At 44.9% G+C, this 19,538-nt stretch carries 13 protein-coding genes; 8 read left to right on the top strand and 5 right to left on the bottom strand.

Annotated features, from left to right (window positions below):
• Positions 1-81 precede the first annotated feature (81 nt).
• Positions 82-2,175, bottom strand: coding sequence for a pectate lyase family protein (locus MKX36_RS01195; RefSeq protein ID WP_340864074.1), 2,094 nt, complete (start codon positions 2,173-2,175; stop codon positions 82-84).
• A 343-nt stretch (positions 2,176-2,518) separates the two neighbouring features.
• Between MKX36_RS01195 and MKX36_RS01190 the strand changes: the two genes are divergently transcribed.
• From MKX36_RS01190 to MKX36_RS01155, 8 genes are all read left to right on the top strand, one after another.
• Positions 2,519-3,040 carry a ClbS/DfsB family four-helix bundle protein gene (locus tag MKX36_RS01190; RefSeq protein WP_340864073.1) on the top strand — a complete coding sequence of 174 codons (522 nt, stop codon included), beginning with the start codon at positions 2,519-2,521 and terminating at the stop codon, positions 3,038-3,040.
• Positions 3,041-3,115: 75 nt separating this feature from the next.
• Positions 3,116-3,751 carry a uridine kinase gene (gene udk / locus MKX36_RS01185; RefSeq protein ID WP_013368919.1) on the top strand — a complete coding sequence of 212 codons (636 nt, stop codon included), beginning with the start codon at positions 3,116-3,118 and terminating at the stop codon, positions 3,749-3,751.
• A 236-nt stretch (positions 3,752-3,987) separates the two neighbouring features.
• Positions 3,988-5,553, top strand: a complete 1,566-nt coding sequence (locus MKX36_RS01180; RefSeq protein ID WP_340864072.1) for a response regulator transcription factor — start codon at positions 3,988-3,990, stop codon at positions 5,551-5,553.
• Positions 5,554-5,592: 39 nt separating this feature from the next.
• Complete coding sequence (locus MKX36_RS01175; protein ID WP_016820163.1) at positions 5,593-7,407, top strand: cache domain-containing sensor histidine kinase; 1,815 nt, start codon at positions 5,593-5,595, stop codon at positions 7,405-7,407.
• A 344-nt stretch (positions 7,408-7,751) separates the two neighbouring features.
• Positions 7,752-9,041 carry an ABC transporter substrate-binding protein gene (locus MKX36_RS01170; RefSeq protein WP_025363733.1) on the top strand — a complete coding sequence of 430 codons (1,290 nt, stop codon included), beginning with the start codon at positions 7,752-7,754 and terminating at the stop codon, positions 9,039-9,041.
• A 101-nt stretch (positions 9,042-9,142) separates the two neighbouring features.
• Positions 9,143-10,039: a carbohydrate ABC transporter permease gene (locus tag MKX36_RS01165; protein WP_016820161.1), complete on the top strand. Its 897-nt coding sequence runs from the start codon at positions 9,143-9,145 to the stop codon at positions 10,037-10,039.
• Positions 10,036-10,860 carry a carbohydrate ABC transporter permease gene (locus tag MKX36_RS01160; RefSeq protein ID WP_113050849.1) on the top strand — a complete coding sequence of 275 codons (825 nt, stop codon included), beginning with the start codon at positions 10,036-10,038 and terminating at the stop codon, positions 10,858-10,860. The genes MKX36_RS01165 and MKX36_RS01160 overlap by 4 nt, the downstream gene beginning before the upstream one ends.
• Before the next feature lie 51 nt (positions 10,861-10,911).
• Positions 10,912-13,956, top strand: a complete 3,045-nt coding sequence (locus MKX36_RS01155) for a glycoside hydrolase family 2 TIM barrel-domain containing protein (RefSeq protein WP_340864071.1) — start codon at positions 10,912-10,914, stop codon at positions 13,954-13,956.
• Between the two features lie 117 nt (positions 13,957-14,073).
• On the opposite strand, the gene MKX36_RS01150 is transcribed toward MKX36_RS01155, so the two are convergent.
• The 4 genes from MKX36_RS01150 to MKX36_RS01135 form a co-directional block, all read right to left on the bottom strand.
• On the bottom strand, positions 14,074-15,690 hold the full coding sequence (locus tag MKX36_RS01150) for a DUF4179 domain-containing protein (RefSeq protein ID WP_340864070.1): 1,617 nt from the start codon (positions 15,688-15,690) through the stop codon (positions 14,074-14,076).
• Positions 15,674-16,192 carry an RNA polymerase sigma factor gene (locus MKX36_RS01145; protein WP_025363730.1) on the bottom strand — a complete coding sequence of 173 codons (519 nt, stop codon included), beginning with the start codon at positions 16,190-16,192 and terminating at the stop codon, positions 15,674-15,676. The genes MKX36_RS01150 and MKX36_RS01145 overlap by 17 nt, the downstream gene beginning before the upstream one ends.
• A gap of 245 nt (positions 16,193-16,437) precedes the next feature.
• Entirely contained in the window at positions 16,438-17,376 is a 939-nt protein-coding gene (locus tag MKX36_RS01140; RefSeq protein WP_340864069.1) for a YwqG family protein, read from the bottom strand.
• Between the two features lie 180 nt (positions 17,377-17,556).
• Positions 17,557-19,524: a BglG family transcription antiterminator gene (locus tag MKX36_RS01135; RefSeq protein WP_340864068.1), complete on the bottom strand. Its 1,968-nt coding sequence runs from the start codon at positions 19,522-19,524 to the stop codon at positions 17,557-17,559.
• Positions 19,525-19,538: the final 14 nt, after the last annotated feature.

Below are 19,538 nucleotides of genomic sequence, written 5' to 3'. Positions count from 1 at the left end.
CGAACGTAGCCTAAACGTGTTTAACAAAAAAAGCAGTCAGAACAGAGCGCATCTGTCCTGACTGCTTTTTTTCAAAACTACCTACTCGGAATCTTCTTCCACTTGTACGTCTTTCGTAGCGGCTGTATTGTACACCGTTTTGAGCCAGTTCTCACTCGACCAGTTCAGCTTGCCTGCGCCCGCTCCATCCTTGGCCTGCAATTGAGCAACCAGGTTGGCAGGGTCTTCGGCTGTATAGCTGTATGGCAACGTTGTGAACCCATTCCAAGAGAAGGTCTTAGCCTTCGCTGGATAAGGAGCTAACGGGCTATTCGCAGCGTCACTGCCTCCTCTAAATACGGCACCGTTATCCGAAAGGATAACATCCTCGGCTTTGATTTTACCTGTATAATCCGCTTTATTAGGGTCTTTTTGATTGTTACGCACCGGAGAAAACACATCAATTAAATACGATTTTTCTAGCAGCACTGCGCCGTTTTCTGTTGAAATCGCACCATTACCCACGACGTCAAAATGATATCCTTTGGCAGCGATCGCTTTGGCCATGTCGGACGTAATTCTTTTTTTGGCTCTGGCCAATCCAGCATCATCCATAACGATGTTATATGCATGCGCATTACCACCACGCAAACGTGGCATACGGTCCTGAATATCCAGATAATAATTATGATGCAGCGTCACTTCCAAATCCGCATTGTCGCCTGCCATTTCCGTGGCACCCACCAGATGCGCTTTCTTTTGTCCTGCTGCAATATCAATGATATCTTCTTTACTCATGCCCACTGCACTGCTTCTCAAATAAGCGTACATAGGGTAGGAGGACTTATCTGCTTCCATCGCGTTGACTTGTTGGGTTACCCAGCTGCTGGAGCTGCGGTCATCTCCTTTGAACAATGACCAGGAAATCGTAACTCCGTTACTGCCCTTTTTCACATCTACCAGGCCATCATAGGCTTTGTTAAATGTACAATGGTCGATCCATACCTTAGAGCTTGCACCTTCGATGGTAATATAATCCCAGTCATTTTTGTCATAGTTTCCTTTGGTTGCTTCATCCCATTCCCAAAGTTCATCAAATTCAAGGTTACGGAAAATCAGATTAGAGCTTCGTTTGATGACAAAACCGGCATGCTTGATTTTCGCACCATTGGCCGAGAAGATTGTAACTCCATTCATATTCTCGATATAGACTTTGCTCACACCTGTCTTTTTCAGAACAGGATGTGTTTGTACAGGATTGTTGGCGCTAAATGGCATTGTCTTCGCAGCGCTAGGAATTTCATTCCAGCCAAGGTCCAGATCATTCATAATCTCAATCACTTTAACCTTGCTGCCTTTTTTCAGTGCTTCGTTAAGATCTACAGCATTGTACACCTTTTTGTAATTGGCATCCGTATTGGCAATGTTCCCTCCGCCTGTATTACCATACGAAAAGCCAGTCAAATTATAGTTATTTTTGGAGGTTACACTAGGCTCCACCCCAGGAGTCGGTTGTTCTGTACCCGGTATCGGCTTCACAGGTGGTGTACTTGTACCCCCTTCTGAAGAAGCACCGGATACAATCACATTATCGAACTGAGCAACTGTTTTAGACGTTACCAGACCCATGGCTCCAGCTGTGAGGCTGGTGTCTGTTGCGGACAGCTCCAGCTGATCATTAACATACATTTTGATTTCTGGACCAGATAGCTCCAGCTTCACTCTGTACCATGTATGGGTGTCCAGTTTGTATTTTTTATTGGTAGCCAGTGTCTTCATAGATCCATTAACTTTTTTACGAATCTCAAGGGCTCCGCCTTTCTTGTTGTACAACGATGCTGCATAGAAGTTGTTAGAATCCGTGTATCTACCTGCCACATATACTCGATTAGAGCCATTAAAATCATTTACATATACATCTGCTTGCACACTATAATTTGTCCATGAGGTATTGCCTTTTACGGAATGGCTTTCGCTTCGACTAGATTGTTGGTATGTAGAACCATTCCCGTCCTTGACCACAGACCAGTTCCCCGAATCTGCAGACCAGCCTTGAGCTTCTCCTTGTTCAAAATCATCACTTACCTGTACATTCTCATCAGCCTGTGCGTGGCCTAATAGCGGTAATGATAAAGACAGTGCCAACGTACTGCTTAACATTACACTTGCACATTTTTTTAACAAACTCGATTTCATATCACAATTCCCTTCTTAATTGGATTTATGAATACTAAAGCAAACGGTATATAACGTATTGATGGAGGAAATCATATCCATGCACCAATGAGGGCCCCTAATCGCTATACTCCAATAATTATAGGGACTTAAATAAATATTAAAATATGTCTAATTACTTATCTTTTGTCTTAATTTTTCTATTAATTTTTCGTTCTTTTTCGCGAACACACCAAATGATGTTTCATAAAATCACAAAAAACGAGATTTTTTTATTTTTGAATAAGACATACGGTTGTCATATTGAGAATGGTACATATAAAGGGGTGAGTATCACCAATTTCTCATGTAAAGGAGCGATTAGATGTCTAGCTACGACTACGCTTCCAAATCAGAGTTAAAAGAAGCCATTCATACCGCCTACTTACGGTTTGACGGTGAATTCCAGGACATTGACGAAAGCCACAAGGATACTCGAATCGACGAAGTAGATAAAACACCCGCCGAAATGATTGCCTACCAGCTTGGATGGCTTCATCTTGTCATGAGCTGGGACAGAGACGAACGGGAAGGGAAAACCGTCATCATGCCTGCCCCGAATTATAAGTGGAATAGACTAGGCGAACTATACCAATCATTCTACAAGACCTATTCCCACCACTCTCTATATGAATTACGCGATATGTTCAAGTTGGCTGAGCAAACGTGGCTGGATTGGGTGGACACACTCAGTCATGAAGAGCTCTTCACCCAGGGCATTTACAACTGGACAGGCACTAATCCGAACTGGCCTATGGCGAGATGGATTCACATCAACTCCGTAGCACCGTTCAAAACATTCGGAACTAAAATACGGAAATGGAAGAAATACAACGTGCAACAGTGATGAAAAAAAGTGTGCATTGTGCTACAATACTTGAGTTGTATCGGGATACATTTAGGGAAGGGTAAGTGAAACGCCATGCTTATTATTGGTATTGCCGGCGGTACAGGTTCCGGTAAATCGACGGTCGCACGCGCCGTCGTTGAGCGTCTGGGATCTAATAAAGTGACTTTCATATCTCAGGATAACTACTATAAAGACCATTCACATCTGAGTTATGACGAACGTGCTTTGGTCAACTATGATCATCCGTTTGCCTTTGACAACGACTTGCTGATTGAGCATCTTCAATGTCTGAAAAAAGGACAAGCAACTCAAGCGCCCGTGTATGACTTTACGGTTCATGCTCGTTCCACGGACGAGACGGTAGAGCTTCTGCCGAATCATATCGTTATGTTGGAAGGTCTGCACGTACTGTCAGACGAAAAACTCCGCAGCCTGCTTGATATTAAGGTATTTGTGGATACGGATCCAGATGTTCGCATTCTCCGTCGGGTTCTTCGCGATATTGAGGAACGCGGTCGCACCATCCATTCGATCCATGATCACTATTTAACGACGGTTAAACCGATGCACGAGGCATTTATTGAGCCTTCCAAGAAATACGCCGACCTGATCCTGCCTGAGGGAGGACATAACGAGGTTGGTATTCAACTGCTGTCTATTTTGACTGAAAAATATTTGGCAGGAGATCGGACATGGGGTACTGTATAAAGTAATCCCGGTTGTTCAGGCTGTCGAGATTTTCTCGGCAGCCTTTTTTGTCTTTTGTATGCCATTTGAACTAAATTATTTTTGGAATCACCCTGCCGTTTATGTTAGCATGTAAAGATTAAAAGCTTTAGATTTTAGTTAAAGTTGGAAGCGTTATCAACTATGTCCGTCAGATGATTAGGCCCTCGCCTTAATGGCGTCTTTTTTGAATAGATATAATTATGGAGAGTGCTGTCATGAATGAGCTATGCAACATTTTGATTGTAGATGATGAAATATTGGTACGGCAAGGGATCAAACATCATTTGTCGTGGGAACAATACGGATTTCGAATTGTAGGTGAGGCCTCCAATGGGAAAGAGGCGCTGGAGCTGATTGAAGCCTTGCGTCCTCATATTGTCATTACGGATATCGTAATGCCGATCATGGATGGTGAGGAGCTGACACGCATCGTCAGACAGAACTATCCAGATATCGAGGTGATTGTGCTCAGCAGCTACGGCGAGTTTAATTACGTACGCTCCACCTTTCAGCAAGGTGTGGCTGACTATATTTTAAAGCCCAAGCTGGACACAGATGAGCTGCTTCAGGTGCTCCAGCGAACAGCCCGCAAAATTCCATCCATTCAATATCAGGAAGATGCCGGGAATAATCAAATCACGATGGATCATGTGATCGAAAAATTGATCTCTGGCTATAGCATAGATTATGACGTTGAGCTGGTGAAGCAAGCATTTCCTTACGCCCGTTTTGCGCTCATAGGTATAGAACAGTCGGCACAGCAAGATAAGGGACGCTCTACCAATCCCTCGGCTTCGGACCTATTTTCCAAGCTTACAGACCGAGTAGCCTCTGCCTGTGAACACATCGTTCTGCGACAGCTGCCATCGGATGGGTATGCGGCCGTTTTTTTAGCCAATCTGGAGCTACGGGAATTAGACTGCTGGATGACTGCAATTCGAGAAGTGGCTCAAGAGATGAAGCAGCTCGATCCACAAACAGGCTGGGCGGTCAGTCAGCTATTTGAGGATTTTAATCAGATCAGCGATGTCTATCAGGATGAGCTACCCAAATTACTAAGCTACCGCTTTTATTTCCCAGAGACAGCGCTACTGATAGAAGATGAGCTCCCTCAACCTGTGCAGGTGAATCGTTCATTTAATTTAAAACAGTTTACGGAAGAGATGAAGCGTGAGCATTTTGATACAGCTTTTCAGGATTTGAGGTCTTATGTAGCCGCCATGTCCGGCAACTATACCTCGACCGCTTTTGAATTCAAATCGCTGCTCGGAAATATCGTGTTCAACATTACAATTTTGCTCGGGAATCAGGGGTATGATATGAAGGAACTGGATGCGGCGAAATATTCGTATTTCAAAACAATTAATGATGCCCCTCATGTACATGAAGCCGTACGGTTGCTGGAGACTTTTTTAGAGGAAGCGAACCGACAGATCCTGGCTAAGACGCAGCAAGGAAGTAGTGCAAGCATGAAAAAATTGCTGGAGTATATTGAGGAACATCATGCTGAAACACTCAATTTGACGACCCTTGGGCAATATTTCCATTTTAACCCCTCTTATTTGTCCAGTTATTTCACGGCACACCATACAGAGGGATTTAGCGAGTATCTAAACAAAATTCGGGTTGAAAAGGCTGCTGAATTACTGCGATCGGGGACGCTGCCCATTTCAGATATTAGCAGTACAGTAGGCTATTCGGACCCCAGCTATTTTACTAAAGTGTTCAAAAAGGTGAAGGGCTACTCGCCCAGCCAGTACCGCCGGGAGCATCTCCATTAGAGAGCAAGCGCATATCTGCCAGCAGAAAAGAGATCGAATATGAAAAGATATATCCACAAGATCAAATATCAAGGTCTGTTCTTCAAAATCTTTATTGTTATGGTGGTCAGCATCACTGCGGTATCGTTGCTGACCTCTTTGGTGACGATTCGAATGTCTGAACGACTATTCGCTGAGACATTCAGTATTACCAATGCCAAGGTGCTTAGCCAGATTCAATCCAGCTTTGAATCCTTCAATGACTCTATCGTGAATGCTGTAACCCACGCTTCGGAAAATGGAACCGTCAAAAACTATTTGACTAGCGGCCAATCTGACTCGATTAACTCGGCAAGGATTTACTTCGGTATGGCACAGCAAATGAAGCAAATTAAATCGAACGTCGATGCTTATGATGTCGGTGTCGCTGTAACAGGTCTGAACGGACGGAGCTTTTACTCCGATTCCTCCTATTGGCCTGTAACTGCGGAGCAGCTTAAGAGCAGTGCTATTACGGCCCGAAGTGTAGCACGCCCGGCACAGCTTATGTATCAAATGGATACGGAGTTATTTCATCAACAAATGACTAGCACCATGCAAAAACCCACACCCTATATCATCGCCTCTAAACCATTTATGGAGCGAACCAGTGGCACCTTGTACGGAATGATCTACATTGCCATTCGGGAGCCAGAATTTCGGCGTTTTTATAACAATTTCACGAGTAACGGTAATGATGTGCTGATCTTGGACAAAACAGGACTGATTGTATCGAGCAACCGTCAGGACCTAGTCGGACAACGCTCCAGTGAGCTGCTGGGCTATGCCACCAAAATCAATGAACAGGGACTAAACTATATTAATGCGGATGTAATGAATAAAGAAAGTATCGTTCTTTCCAACTATATCCCTTCATTTGATTTTTATCTGGTGAACATGATCGATAGGCAAACCGCAGTTGGGCAAATTATTGACGTTAAATCTGTTGTCTGGATCTGTATCGCCATTGTACTGATTGCTTTGGTGATTGTTTTTCTCATTTCACGTCGCCTGATTCGTTCTCTGACTCGGCTGGTCAAGCAAATGTCGACTATACGCGAGAAAAATTTTGATAATTATATCCCGGTCACGGGTAGCTACGAGGTCAGACAGTTAAGTCATGCTTACAACTACATGCTTGATGAACTAAATGATTATATTCGTAAGCTTTTAGAAACCCAAAAAGGCCAACGAAATGCAGAGCTAGCTGCACTACAACGGCAGATCAATCCACATTTTCTGTACAATACATTGGCTTCAATCAAAATGCTAGTGCTCAAAGGAAACAAGGAAACTGCCGCCGAGACGATTAATGCGCTCATTTCCTTGCTGCAAAATACAATCAGCAATGTGAGCGAAACGATCACCATCGAGCAAGAAATGGCCAACATGCAAAATTATGTATTCATTAATCATGTGCGCTATGGGCAACGGGTACAGGTAAATTATTTTGTATCACCTGATTGTCTGGAGTATCATGTGCCCAAGCTGATTATTCAGCCTTTTATCGAAAACTCTTTTTTCCATGCGTTTAATGAGAAAAACACAGGGCACATCTATATATTGGTGTCGAAAACAGAGGATACATTGATCTGTGAAGTAGTCGACGATGGAGACGGTATGGATTTGGACGGAAATACAGCGCAGGACGGATTGCCGAATCCCAAGAGCAAACGCCAACTATTTACGGGCATCGGCATCCAGAATGTGCACAATCGCATTACCCTTTTGTATGGAGAAGAATATGGTGTGACCATCTCCAGCAAGAAGGGCGAGGGCACCAAAGTAAGAATGACACTGCCACTGATCGTAAAACCCGCTCCTCCTACCCCATAAAAAATATAGGCTGAACGAAACAAAGAAGTGAAACAAGAATGGAGTGGGCGGAATGGTGCTAGCCATCTAGGCACAACAGCGATGGGAAGCACCATCCGGCCGCGCAGTGGCGCTTCGTGAAAATCTTTAGTTCAATCTATAAAAAGTACCTAAGTCTAAAGAAAGTACAAATGTAAGCGGTACCTTTTTGGATAAATCATAATAATAAGACCAATCTGTATAAAGATATTCCTAACTGCCAGTATAGCAAGGATGATAAACTAAATTCATAAACAAGGTAACCGCTTTCAAAAAAAGTTCTACATGGTTAGCCACATATAAAAAAAGAGTAGGGGTTGAACAAAATGAAAAAAATGTCTTTCCTTCTGCTGATCGCAAGCTTGATCTTGTTATCCGCATGCTCCAGCAATTCTGAGAAAGCAGCTACGACCACAGATTCAGGCAAGAAAGAAATTACAGTCTGGGCTTGGGACCCGAACTTCAACATCGCAGCCCTGAAGCTGGCAAAAGATCGCTATGTTGCCAAACATCCAGATGTAACCGTAAACATTGTCGAATATGCTCAAAACGATATCGTACAAAAAATGAATGCCGGCCTCAACTCCGGTTCTACTAAAGGATTGCCGAACGTGGTTTTAATTGAGGATTACCGGGCACAGAACTTCCTGCAAGCCTATCCCGATTCTTTCCATGATATGACTAATTCGATCAAAGCATCCGACTTCGCTGATTATAAAATCGGACCGACTAGCTACAACGGCAAGCAATATGGAGTTCCTTTCGATTCCGGCGTTATGGGATTGTATGTAAGAACGGATTATCTGGAACAAGCCGGCTACAAAGTAGCGGACTTGACCAATATTGATTGGGACAAATTTATTGAAATCGGTAAAGCTGTAAAACAAAAAACAGGCAAAGATATGCTGACTCAAGATCCGAATGACCTCGGTCTGATCCGTGGCATGATCCAAACTGCAGGTTCCTGGTACCTGAAAGAAGATGGTAAAACACCAAACCTGGCTGGTAATCCAGCTCTGAAAGAAGCGCTCTTGACGTACAAATCCTTGTTCGACGCCAACATTGTTAAAATGAATGCCGACTGGAGTCAATTCTTGGCCGCATTCAACAGCGGTGCAGTTGCTTCTGTACCTACAGGTAACTGGATTACACCTTCGATTAAGGCAGAAGCTTCGCAATCCGGTAAATGGGCTGTTGTTCCTTTCCCTAAACTGAAAAATATACCTGAATCCGTGAATGCTTCCAGCCTCGGCGGCAGCTCCTGGTATGTCCTCAACTCGGACGGTCAAGATACCGCTGCTGATTTCCTGAAAGAAACATTCGGTTCAGATACAGAGCTGTATCAAGATATGCTGAGCAAAATCGGAATTGTTGGTTCATTGAACGCAGCTTCCAGCGGTAAAGCTTATGACGTGGAAGATGCTTACTTCGGTGGCGACAAAGTATACAAGAAATTTGCTGATTGGACTAAACAAGTTCCAAAAGTCAATTATGGCCTGCACACTTATGCGATTGAGGACATCATGACTGTTGAAATTCAAAACTACCTGAACGGAAAAGATGTAGATGCAGTTCTGAAGGACGCTCAAGGACAAGCGGAAGCACAGCTTAAATAAGTCAGTCCATCTAGCCAAGGCTAAACAATAAAACGATAAGCACTTAAAACCTTGGGCTTGCGAGTTCAAGGTTTTATTGCTGCATAGGGAGTTGACATGGTATGAAGACAGCCGCGCCCAAAATGACTACAACACGTCTTAAAGCAGGTATGACAGGATGGTTGTTCATATCCATCGCAGTGATCATGATTGCCGCCTTTTATTTCTATCCGATGATTCAGGCGCTAATCTTATCCTTTAAGACGGGTACTGGGTCTAATCTGAGCTTTAACGGCATTGATAACTACAAGCGTCTGTTCACTGATAAAATGTTCATCACCGCCGTGAAGAATACGTTTATCTATTTAATTTTCCAGGTACCTTTAATGGTCATTCTGGCCCTGTTCATTTCTGTATTATTGAATGATAAAAACCTGAAATTCAAAGGCTTTTTCCGCACCGCCATCTTCTTGCCGTGTATCACATCCCTTGTAGCCTATTCGGTTGTTTTCAAGTATCTGTTCTCGGCTGACGGTTTGGTAAACTCCTTGTTGCTGAACCTGCACGTGATTGGCACGCCAATCCAATGGATTACAGATCCTTTCTGGGCCAAAGTAACGATTATTATCGCGATCACATGGCGCTGGACAGGGTACAACATGATCTTTTACCTGTCTGGTCTTCAGAACATTGACAGCTCTATCTATGAAGCAGCCCGTATTGACGGAGCTTCCCCGATCCGGCAGTTTTTCAGCATTACCGTTCCATTGCTTAAGCCGATTATCCTGTTCACCTCGATTACATCGACGATTGGTACACTCCAGCTCTTCGATGAAATCATGAATATTACCAAAGGTGGCCCAGGTAACGCAACATCTTCTATTTCGCAATATATTTATAATCTGTCCTTCAAGTATTCATCCGACTTTGGTTATGCGGCGACCGTATCTTATTCCATCGTCATTATGATCATTATCTTGTCGATCATCCAGTTTAAAGTGGCAGGTGAGAAAAAATGATGAAAACAAAAAGAGTATTTACGTACGCCTTCCTGATTCTTGTGTCATTCATTTCAATTTTTCCGTTCCTGTGGATGATATCCAGCTCCACAAACCTGTCAGTCGATGTGACCAAAGGCAAGCTTCTGCCAGGCTCCCATCTGATGGATAACATGCACAATCTGCTCGAACAAGTAGACATCGTTACAGCACTAAGCAATTCTGCAAAGGTTTCCATCTCAACGACGTTGCTGGCGATGCTCATTGCATCACTGGCTGGTTATGGCTTTGAAATTTACAGAAGTAAATCGAAAGACGTTGTCTTCAATATCCTGCTGATGTCAATGATGATTCCGTTTGCGGCAATCATGATCCCGCTTTACCGGATGTTCGGCAGCATTTCTAATGTGATACCGTGGATCGGCATTGATACGCTCTCTTCTGTCGTTATTCCGACCGTAACTACGGCGTTCCTGATCTTCTTTTTCCGTCAAAGCACCAAGATGTTTCCCAAGGATCTGCTGGAAGCTGGCCGGATGGATGGATTATCCGAGCTAGGTCTGTTCTTCCGGGTGTATATGCCTACGATGAAAACAACCTATGCCGCTGCCGCAATTATCACGTTCATGTCCAGCTGGAACAACTACCTCTGGCCTCTGATTGTACTGCAAACACCAGAAAATCAAACGATCCCGCTGCTGATTTCGAACCTCGGCTCCAGCTATGCACCGGACTACGGCGTTATTATGATCGCCATTGTCCTGTCCACACTGCCGACTGCACTGGTATTCTTCCTGATGCAGAAGCACTTTGTCGCAGGTATGGTCGGCTCGGTAAAATAATAGATTTCTGTATACGGTCTTCATTTAAATTAAAAATAAGGAGTGTTCGCCTTGACCCTTCATACCCCTAGTCTGGACTGGCTCACCGATGTGACCAAATTCGCGGTAAATCGCTTGCCTGCCTATTCCGATCATAAATATTACGCCACGCTTCAGGAAGCAGAACACCAGGCCGATATGGCCTGGCGTCACAACCTGAATGGGAGCTGGAAGTTCAACTATGCGACGAATCCAGCCACTCGCCCAGCAGAATTCTATGCCCCTGACTTTGAGTATAGCGGCTGGAGCGATATTCAGGTTCCAGGTCATATTCAGACGCAAGGCTTCGGCCAAATGCAGTACGCCAATACGATGTACCCGTGGGACGGACATTCGGACGTTCGTCCACCCCATATTCCAGAAGACCACAATCCGGTCGGTAGCTATATCAAAAGCTTTGTTTTGCCTGAAAATATGGCTTCTGACGCGCAGCCTGTGTTCATTTCTTTTCAAGGTGTTGAGTCGGCTTTCTATGTATGGCTGAACGGACAATTTGTCGGTTACAGCGAGGACAGCTTTACACCGTCTGATTTTGAATTGACACCCTACCTGCAAGCTGGCGAAAACAAACTGACGGTAGAGGTATATCAAAGAAGTACGGGAGCTTGGCTGGAGGATCAGGATTTTTGGCGTTTTTCCGGCATTTTCAGAGACGTATATTTGTACACGATCCCTACTGTTCACGTACGTGACCTGCATGCCAAGGCAGACCTGGATGCTACCTACACGCAGGGCCTGCTGGAATTGAAACTGACTTTGGAGCAACCAGCAACAGCCCATACAACTGTCGATGTGAAGGATGCCACCGGACATATAGTAGCTTCTTTGAAAGCTGACTTTACAGAGGGCACCGCTTCGCTGTCAGCAACCTTGGAGCAAGTAGAGCGCTGGAGCGCGGAAAAGCCTTATTTGTACACGTTGTTCATTCAAATTTATGATGCCGATGGAACACTCGTCGAGGTGATCCCACAAAAGGTTGGTTTCCGCAAATTCGAGATGGTGAACAAGGTCATGCATCTGAACGGCAAGCGCATCATCTTTAAGGGTGTGAACCGTCATGAATTTAACGCTCGTACCGGGCGTGCAATTTCCCGTGAAGATATGCTGTGGGATATTCGGACGCTCAAGCAGAACAATATGAACGCTGTACGTACCTCTCATTATCCGAATCAGACACTGTGGTATGAACTGTGCGATGAGTACGGGGTATACGTGATTGACGAAATGAACCTGGAAACACACGGTTCCTGGCAAAAACTCGGCGCAGTCGAGCCTTCGTGGAATATTCCGGCCAATCTGCCTGAGTGGCAGGATATCGTTATGGATCGCGCCATTTCCATGCTGGAACGGGACAAAAACCATGCATCCATTCTGATCTGGTCCTGCGGAAATGAGTCGTATGCAGGCGAAGTGCTACGCAATGTCGCTAACTATTTCCGGTCCACCGATCCGAGCCGTCTGGTACACTACGAAGGCGTGTTTCACAATCGTACGTACGATGATACCAGCGATATGGAGAGCCGGATGTACGCCAAGCCCGCTGATATCGAGCAATACCTGAACGACAATCCACAAAAGCCATATATCAGTTGCGAATACATGCATGCGATGGGCAATTCCGTGGGCGGCATGCACAAGTATACCGAGCTAGAGGACAAATACGAGCTGTATCAAGGCGGTTTTATTTGGGATTACATCGACCAAGCGGTCATGAAAAAAGATCGTTACGGACGCGAGTACCTCGCGATCGGCGGCGACTTTGACGACCGTCCGACAGACTATGGCTTCTGTACGGACGGAATTGTCTATGCGGACCGGAAGGTTTCACCAAAGATGCAGGAGGTCAAATTCCTGTATCAAAATCTGAAGCTCATCCCGGATACCCAAGGTGTGACCATTCGCAACGAAAACCTGTTCGAGGGAACAGGGGACTATGAACTGGTATACAGCCTGTTGCATGAAGGTCAAGAGATCACGCGAAATGTGAGTCATGTGGATGTGGCGGCTCAGACCGAAGCCTATATTCCATTGACGTTCCCAAGCACAGACGGGAAGCCTGGGGAATATGTCATTCACACGGCGCTTGTATTGAAGGAAGCGACGATTTGGGCTGAGGCTGGGCATGAAGTAGCCTTCGGACAGCATATTTTCATTGTGGAAAATCCAAATCCGCTGAAAGCTCCTACAGGTGGAGCCCTACGAGTGGTGCATGGCGATGTAAATATTGGCGTTCACGGTGCAGATTTCAGCATCATGTTCTCCAAAGGAGCAGGTAGCCTGACTTCACTTCGCTACGCAGGACGTGAGATGATTGCTACGCCTCCTGCCCCGTTGTTCTGGCGGGCGACCACAGACAATGATCGGGGAACCGCACTCGGTTTTGAAGCTGGTGGCTGGTTCGCTGCAAGTCTGACGCGTAAATGTGTGGACATCGAGGTCACGGAAGAGCAGGCAGACCGTGTGACCATTACGTTCCGCTACACGCTGAGCATTCATGCAGACGTACAGGTAACGGTAGCCTATACCGTCTTGGCGGACGGCAGTCTGAACGTAAAATCCACCTATGAAGGTGTATCGGGACTGCCTAACCTGCCGATCTTTGCCCTTTCGTTCAAGGTTCCAGCGGACTACCGCCATCTGGACTGGTATGCGATGGGACCAGAGGAGAATTACATCGACCGGGCCTTCGGTGCTAGACTTGGCGTATTCCGCAACGAAGCTGCGGATAACGTGTCCGGGTATGTCGTGCCACAGGAATCCGGCAATCGTACAGGCGTGCGCCGTGTCGATATTACTGACGATTCCCAGCGGGGCATCCGCATTACCGCACCTGCCACCGCGCCGGTGGAATGCAATATTTCGCCGTATACAGCGTTCGAGCTGGAAAGTGCATACCATGTGTATGAGTTACCGAACGTGTATTACACCGTTGTCACCGTAGCTGGCAAGCAAATGGGCGTAGGCGGCGACGACAGCTGGGGTGCTCCAGTACATGAGGAATATCAAATCCCAGCCGATCAAAAGCTGGAATTCGAGTTTACCGTGCAGCGGGTATAAATACACTCCCCGCATAGGCAAGTATATATAACAAAAGCCCTTCCGCTGCTTCCCTCATGGAAAGCCGGAAGGGCTTTTGTATTTACGTAATTGTAGAATAGGCGGCGAACGCCCTATCTATTTCAAAACAACTTCAATATCACGTCCAGGATCACTGTACTTGTAGATGCCAGGATTTAGTTTCAATCTTCCGTCTAATTTAATATCTTTATAACGATCAACATTAACGCCTGTGGATACCATACCCTTCGCAATGATCTCAGGTACTACTTCTTTGCCGTTAATTCGCATCGTTGTTTGGCTGACACCTTTGAAGCCAGGGGAACCGGATTTCGATTCGACAATCAAATCTTTTCCCTCTGTATAGTATGCAAAATCAATTTGATAACCGTCCGCTTTAAGGCCAGCGAACTGTTTCTCTTCTTTAGGTTTATGAAGTGTGACCCAATTTTTAGACGTATCACGTTTCTCAATGACAGCATCTTTCAATATAAGTTTCATTGGAACATCAGACCAGTCCTTATACCATTCTGGAGATTCAAACTGATATAAGTGTTGATAACTTTCAGGATCAACTCCTTTAATATTCCGACCACCGCTAATTTTTTTATCACCTATAACCAGTTGAACTGTTTTATAATGAACATTTCCTTTTTTAAGTGAATCACGCTCTGTTACTAGAATTTCAATATCCAAGGGGGTAACAATCAGTTGGTCTAGGGTAGCGCCTGTATTATTTTGGAATTCAGTGCTGCTATGCAACTTCTTAGAATAAATCGCTTCACTTGCTTTTTTCCCATCCGCTTCAAATTCGAACTTCCAGGTGCCCTCAATTCGTTTTGCTTCCTCAATGTAACTAAAATGGAGGTTTGCCTTACTCCAATCTTGTGCAGTCATGTTGAATACCTGCTCAATATGCAAGTCTGGGCTGTCGCTAGGTAGAATGGTGGGGATTGCGTCTATTTCTTTGTCGCCCACTTTCATTACTAAATGCGGGTTCCCACGTCCTAAATCAGATGGAGCTGTAGCAACTCTAAAGCGGACAACAGTCTTGTTGTTGGTTTGTCGAACGGATTCTATATAAATGTTAGGATACTGCTTGGTCCCCGTAACAAGTGTATCCCCGGCTTGATGATCCGTCTTTAGAGGAATGTCCTGGTTACGATAAAAAATTAGATTTTGTGCCTCAAGTGTGTAATCTTGTTTCCGATCTTTTAATGTATCAACAGTTTCATAAATACCAAGGAGTTTCTGGCTTTTAGGATCGTAATTTAAATATCCGTGTGCTCGTTCCTTGTTATTAGAATTGCTAGTTACCATAGTGTTCTCTATAGCAAACCCAATATAACTGGTTGGATCGATTCCTGGATCCAGAGAGATAAGCATTTTCATTTTTTCACCATCTGTTACAACACCATTCAAATTCATCGTAATGCCTGCATTGGTTGCTTTTAGATCATACCGCTGGCCAATACCATTATTTAGCGCATTGGTTACACTACGTCCGCCTATTTTATCCCAATTGATAGTTACACTAGCGAATACAGGGATGGCAACGAGTAAAAAACATGAGAATACGATACTCACAGGAACAATTTTTGTTCTAGGTGTAGGTGCTTCCTCTGACTGTTGCAGAGTTTCTTTTCGTCTGGCTGCTTCCTGTTCTATATTCACCCACATTGCATCATATTCAGGTTGAGGAATATGCTGTTCTTTTTCAAAATACCGACTCACTGCTATTCATCTCCTTTACTTGAGATACCACCATTTTTTTTAGCAGTTTAAGCCCCCGATTTAATCTGGATTTAGCTGTTCCTTCGGGTATATTTATAACTCTAGATATTTCCGGCACAGTCAATTCGTTTACATAACGAAGGATCACGACCATTCGAATTTTATCTGGAAGCTTGTTATATAGCTTGTGTAGCTCTGTCTGAGTTTCTCGATGATATAAGCTCTCTTCCACCGGATTAAATAAATGAGGGCGTGACAATAAAAAAGTTCGTATTTCCTTCATCAGCCCAGTCTTTCGCCTTCTAAGCACATTGCTGCACTCATTGGAAGCAATTCGTAAAATCCATGATTTGAGATCTTGTACCTTTGACCTGTCGGCCAAGATTGCTTTGACAAATACCTCTTGGCAAACATCTTCCGCATCTGCTTGATTTTGCATCAGATAATAGCAAAAATAATATATCTGTTCCTTATATAGTTCAAATAGCTCTCGATCAGTCATATGTGTGCCCCCCCCTTGTTGTGGTCTCATCTATAAGACTAATAACAGAGTACAATCGTTCATTTACATCTAAAAAAGGCAGTCCTATATAGGACCACCTTTGATTATCGTTCAATTCCCAACGGTCAGGCAAAACAAACCTACTGTGCCATATGCTCAATTCACTACTTTTTATCAAACAAAAAAGCACCCTGCTCTAACCCCGGCCTTTAGCCTTCATCATAAACATGAGTCTGGCGCCCCGGCTAGCTCGTTGCCAGATTAACATACGTTCGCGTAAAATCAAGGTTTTTCAAATCCCTTTGATCTATAAAAAACTCCAAATACCCTGCGTCCCACCAGCACATACCGACCTTATTCAAGGATGATACAGAGAGCAGAACATGCCAATTTTCTGAAGCTTGATCGTGCTTTTTCCGGTTGGCCTGGTATTCTTGCAGCTGAGGCAGCACTTTGGATCGTAACTGCTCCGCATACTCCGTACCTCCCCTATGTATAGCTTGCTCGGCTTCCTGGTGGATCTGACTCTCACTCTTATGCCAGTTAAATAGAAGACCCTCTAGCCCGTTTCGGCACAGATAAGCATCCCGACGAGTATTCCCGGCAAAAGACTGATGCTGTCCCCACACCGTGTCGCTATGTTCATATAGAAGCTCATAAAGCTCTTCGTACTGATCTACAAGAATATCTCCTAGCTCACCCTCCGATGGTAGTGTCAGGATCGGATGAAAGGAAATTGCATACGAGGTGAAATCCCTGTTCTCGGCACATACTTCAACCTTCCCATTCGGCGGCAAAGTTTTCTTCAAAGCGCTGCTGTCACCGTTATAGTAAAAGACTTTATCGTCAATATCATAAGCTGGCTCATCCAGCCCAAGAAAAAAGTATAATATGCCCTGATGAGGCAATCCCTCGAATGGTGAAAAAGGCAACTCGCTTAGATTGATCTGAGCAATAAACGTATAATATTCTCCGTCTGAATTACACGGCCACTCGATCGAAGGCGGCAGATCTGGATAGCCGGCGATCCGACTATTGCCAACACGCTCGTAATTTTCTTTATGATCTAGATGAAATTGTATAGCAGCTTGAGCTTCCTGATTGATCTCTTTTTTTAATTCTTCATCAAGTGAATGCTCTTCGAGTATTCGAGTCAGTTCTTCCTTTAATGGTGATTTCAGCATCTCACTCGCCCCTTTTGAATGAAATAATATAAATATATTCCCATACAAGTCTTACATAAGATTACCAAATTACAGTCTGACAAGATATTTCTCTAGCAGATATAAGGACGTAGAATACTAAAAAGAGACCCTTAGGATCTCTTCTTCCGTTCCATATGAGAGTAGATAATATGGTCACCCTTAATAAAAATCATTACTCTTGACTGCGAGCACCTGACGGGCGATTAGCATAAAGGCATCAAAGGAATGACAATGCTTTAATCGTTCAAGTGTTTCCTCCTGCCGGATCAGTTCTACAAACAAATCATAAATTCCCATGGCCTGCTCATAGTCCTCTTTGCAGATTGAGAGCAGGAATACCACGTGAACCTCATGGTTAGCGTCCCATTGAATCGGATTTTCCAGCAAGCACACACTTACGACTGTTCGGTTAGAACTTAGCTCCAGAGGATGGGGAATGGCCATCCCTCGATCCAGCGCAGTAGAACCCAGCTGCTCTCTTTCTTTGACTGCTGGCAAAAACTTGTCGGTCACCACTCCTTTTTGCTTTAAAATACCGCTCATTTCTTCAATCAGGGTATCTTTGCTCGGCTGATCGGAGCGAGTCATAAACCATTCCTTGTCAAAATACCGCAGCAGTGATGTCTCCTGTTCCTCATCGCTGGCGCGTACCATCCGTGTCATGGTCTCCATATCCCGTTCCGAAGGAATCGGGCTGATTACCGCCGAAGGCTTATCCTTACGTTGCTGCAAATGAATGGTCGAAACGACCAGGTCCTCATCGACGGTGGACATTTCCTCGTATTCCCGAAGGGAAACCACACGGGATACATCCAGCTCAGCAAACAGCGAACGCAGCCTGGATTCCAGAATACGGGCGGTTCCGTAGCCGGAGCCGCACACCAGCAACACGGTTTTGCGACGCCGATGAGGAATATGGTATTTACGTTCCAGTGCAGCTCCGATATGAAGTGCCAAATAACCGATCTCGTTATCATTGATGTCGTATGGAAACGATTTTTGCAGTTCTTTTACTGCACCTACTGTGATTTCATAAGCAAGCGGATAATACTTGCGGATATGTCCAAGCAGCGGATTGCGCATGTTCATGCCATGCTCCAGCCGGATCAGCATTGGCTTCAAATGTACAAATAAATCCCGGGATAACCGTTCATCGTCACGCAAGTCATAGGTGAAGCGTTCATAGACAAACGTCAGCATCCCGTGCACTGCCAAGAAGAGACGGTCAGACTGAAGACGCTCCCACTCGGTTTCGGTCATCTTTTTGCTGACAATATGCAGCAGAACATAATCCAGTTCTCCTTCAGGGCAGATGATGCCAAATACCTCTTCCATTTCCCTCATAATGGTGGTAGCCAATTCAATATCCCGCTGACTGCACACCACTGCCTCAAAGCGTTCTATCCCATGTCCTTCCTTCACCCGCAGCACCATGACCGCCAGATGAGTAATAAGGTCTTTCAGGGCCAAATCAGCCATTTTGGTCCCACTGGACTGCAAATGCTTTAGAATAATTGTCCTGATCTGCGAGAGATCTAATCCTTGAAACAGCTGTTGTTGCTCCAAGGGCATGCCGCTGCGTTGCCCCTCTTCATCGCGGATATCGGCATATTCAGCCAGACAGTAACGAATACTCTTTTCTTCCCCTACCACCTTTACACCATGTCCTGGCTTAGTGCGCAGGCTGAGGCTATAATCCTCCAGAATCTGACGAATGATTTTAGAATCATTATTCATCGTTGCTCGGCTAATATACAGCTCATCGGCGAGGTCCTCCATCTTCACGTATTCCCCCGCATTTAGCAGCTTGAACAGCTCATATCGTATGCGTTCTTCTGGAGCCCCCGGTAGCCCAGGGCCTACTTCCTTTTCTTCCTGACTTTCATCCGCGAAAAAATGGTATTTTTCGTGATCATCAATCCTGATCGTATAGCCGCTGCCCCTTTTGGATTCCAAGTGTGCTCCATATTCATTCAGCATACTATCCAGCTTCTTGAGGTCGTCGCGGACTGTCCGTTCTGTGACCTCCAGCCGCTCAGCGAGCGCCTTGGTGGTCCAAGACCAGCCTTGATCATTTCCACCGACGATCTGATACAGCTTTTTCAAGCGTTTGTAGGGAAAAATCATGTAGATTCAAGACC

It is taken from the genome of Paenibacillus sp. FSL W8-0439 (assembly GCF_038008995.1).
GTDB classification, from domain to species: domain Bacteria; phylum Bacillota; class Bacilli; order Paenibacillales; family Paenibacillaceae; genus Paenibacillus; species Paenibacillus polymyxa.
The sequence above is the reverse complement of the archived record's forward strand: the minus strand, read 5'-3'. Positions and strand labels throughout refer to the sequence as shown.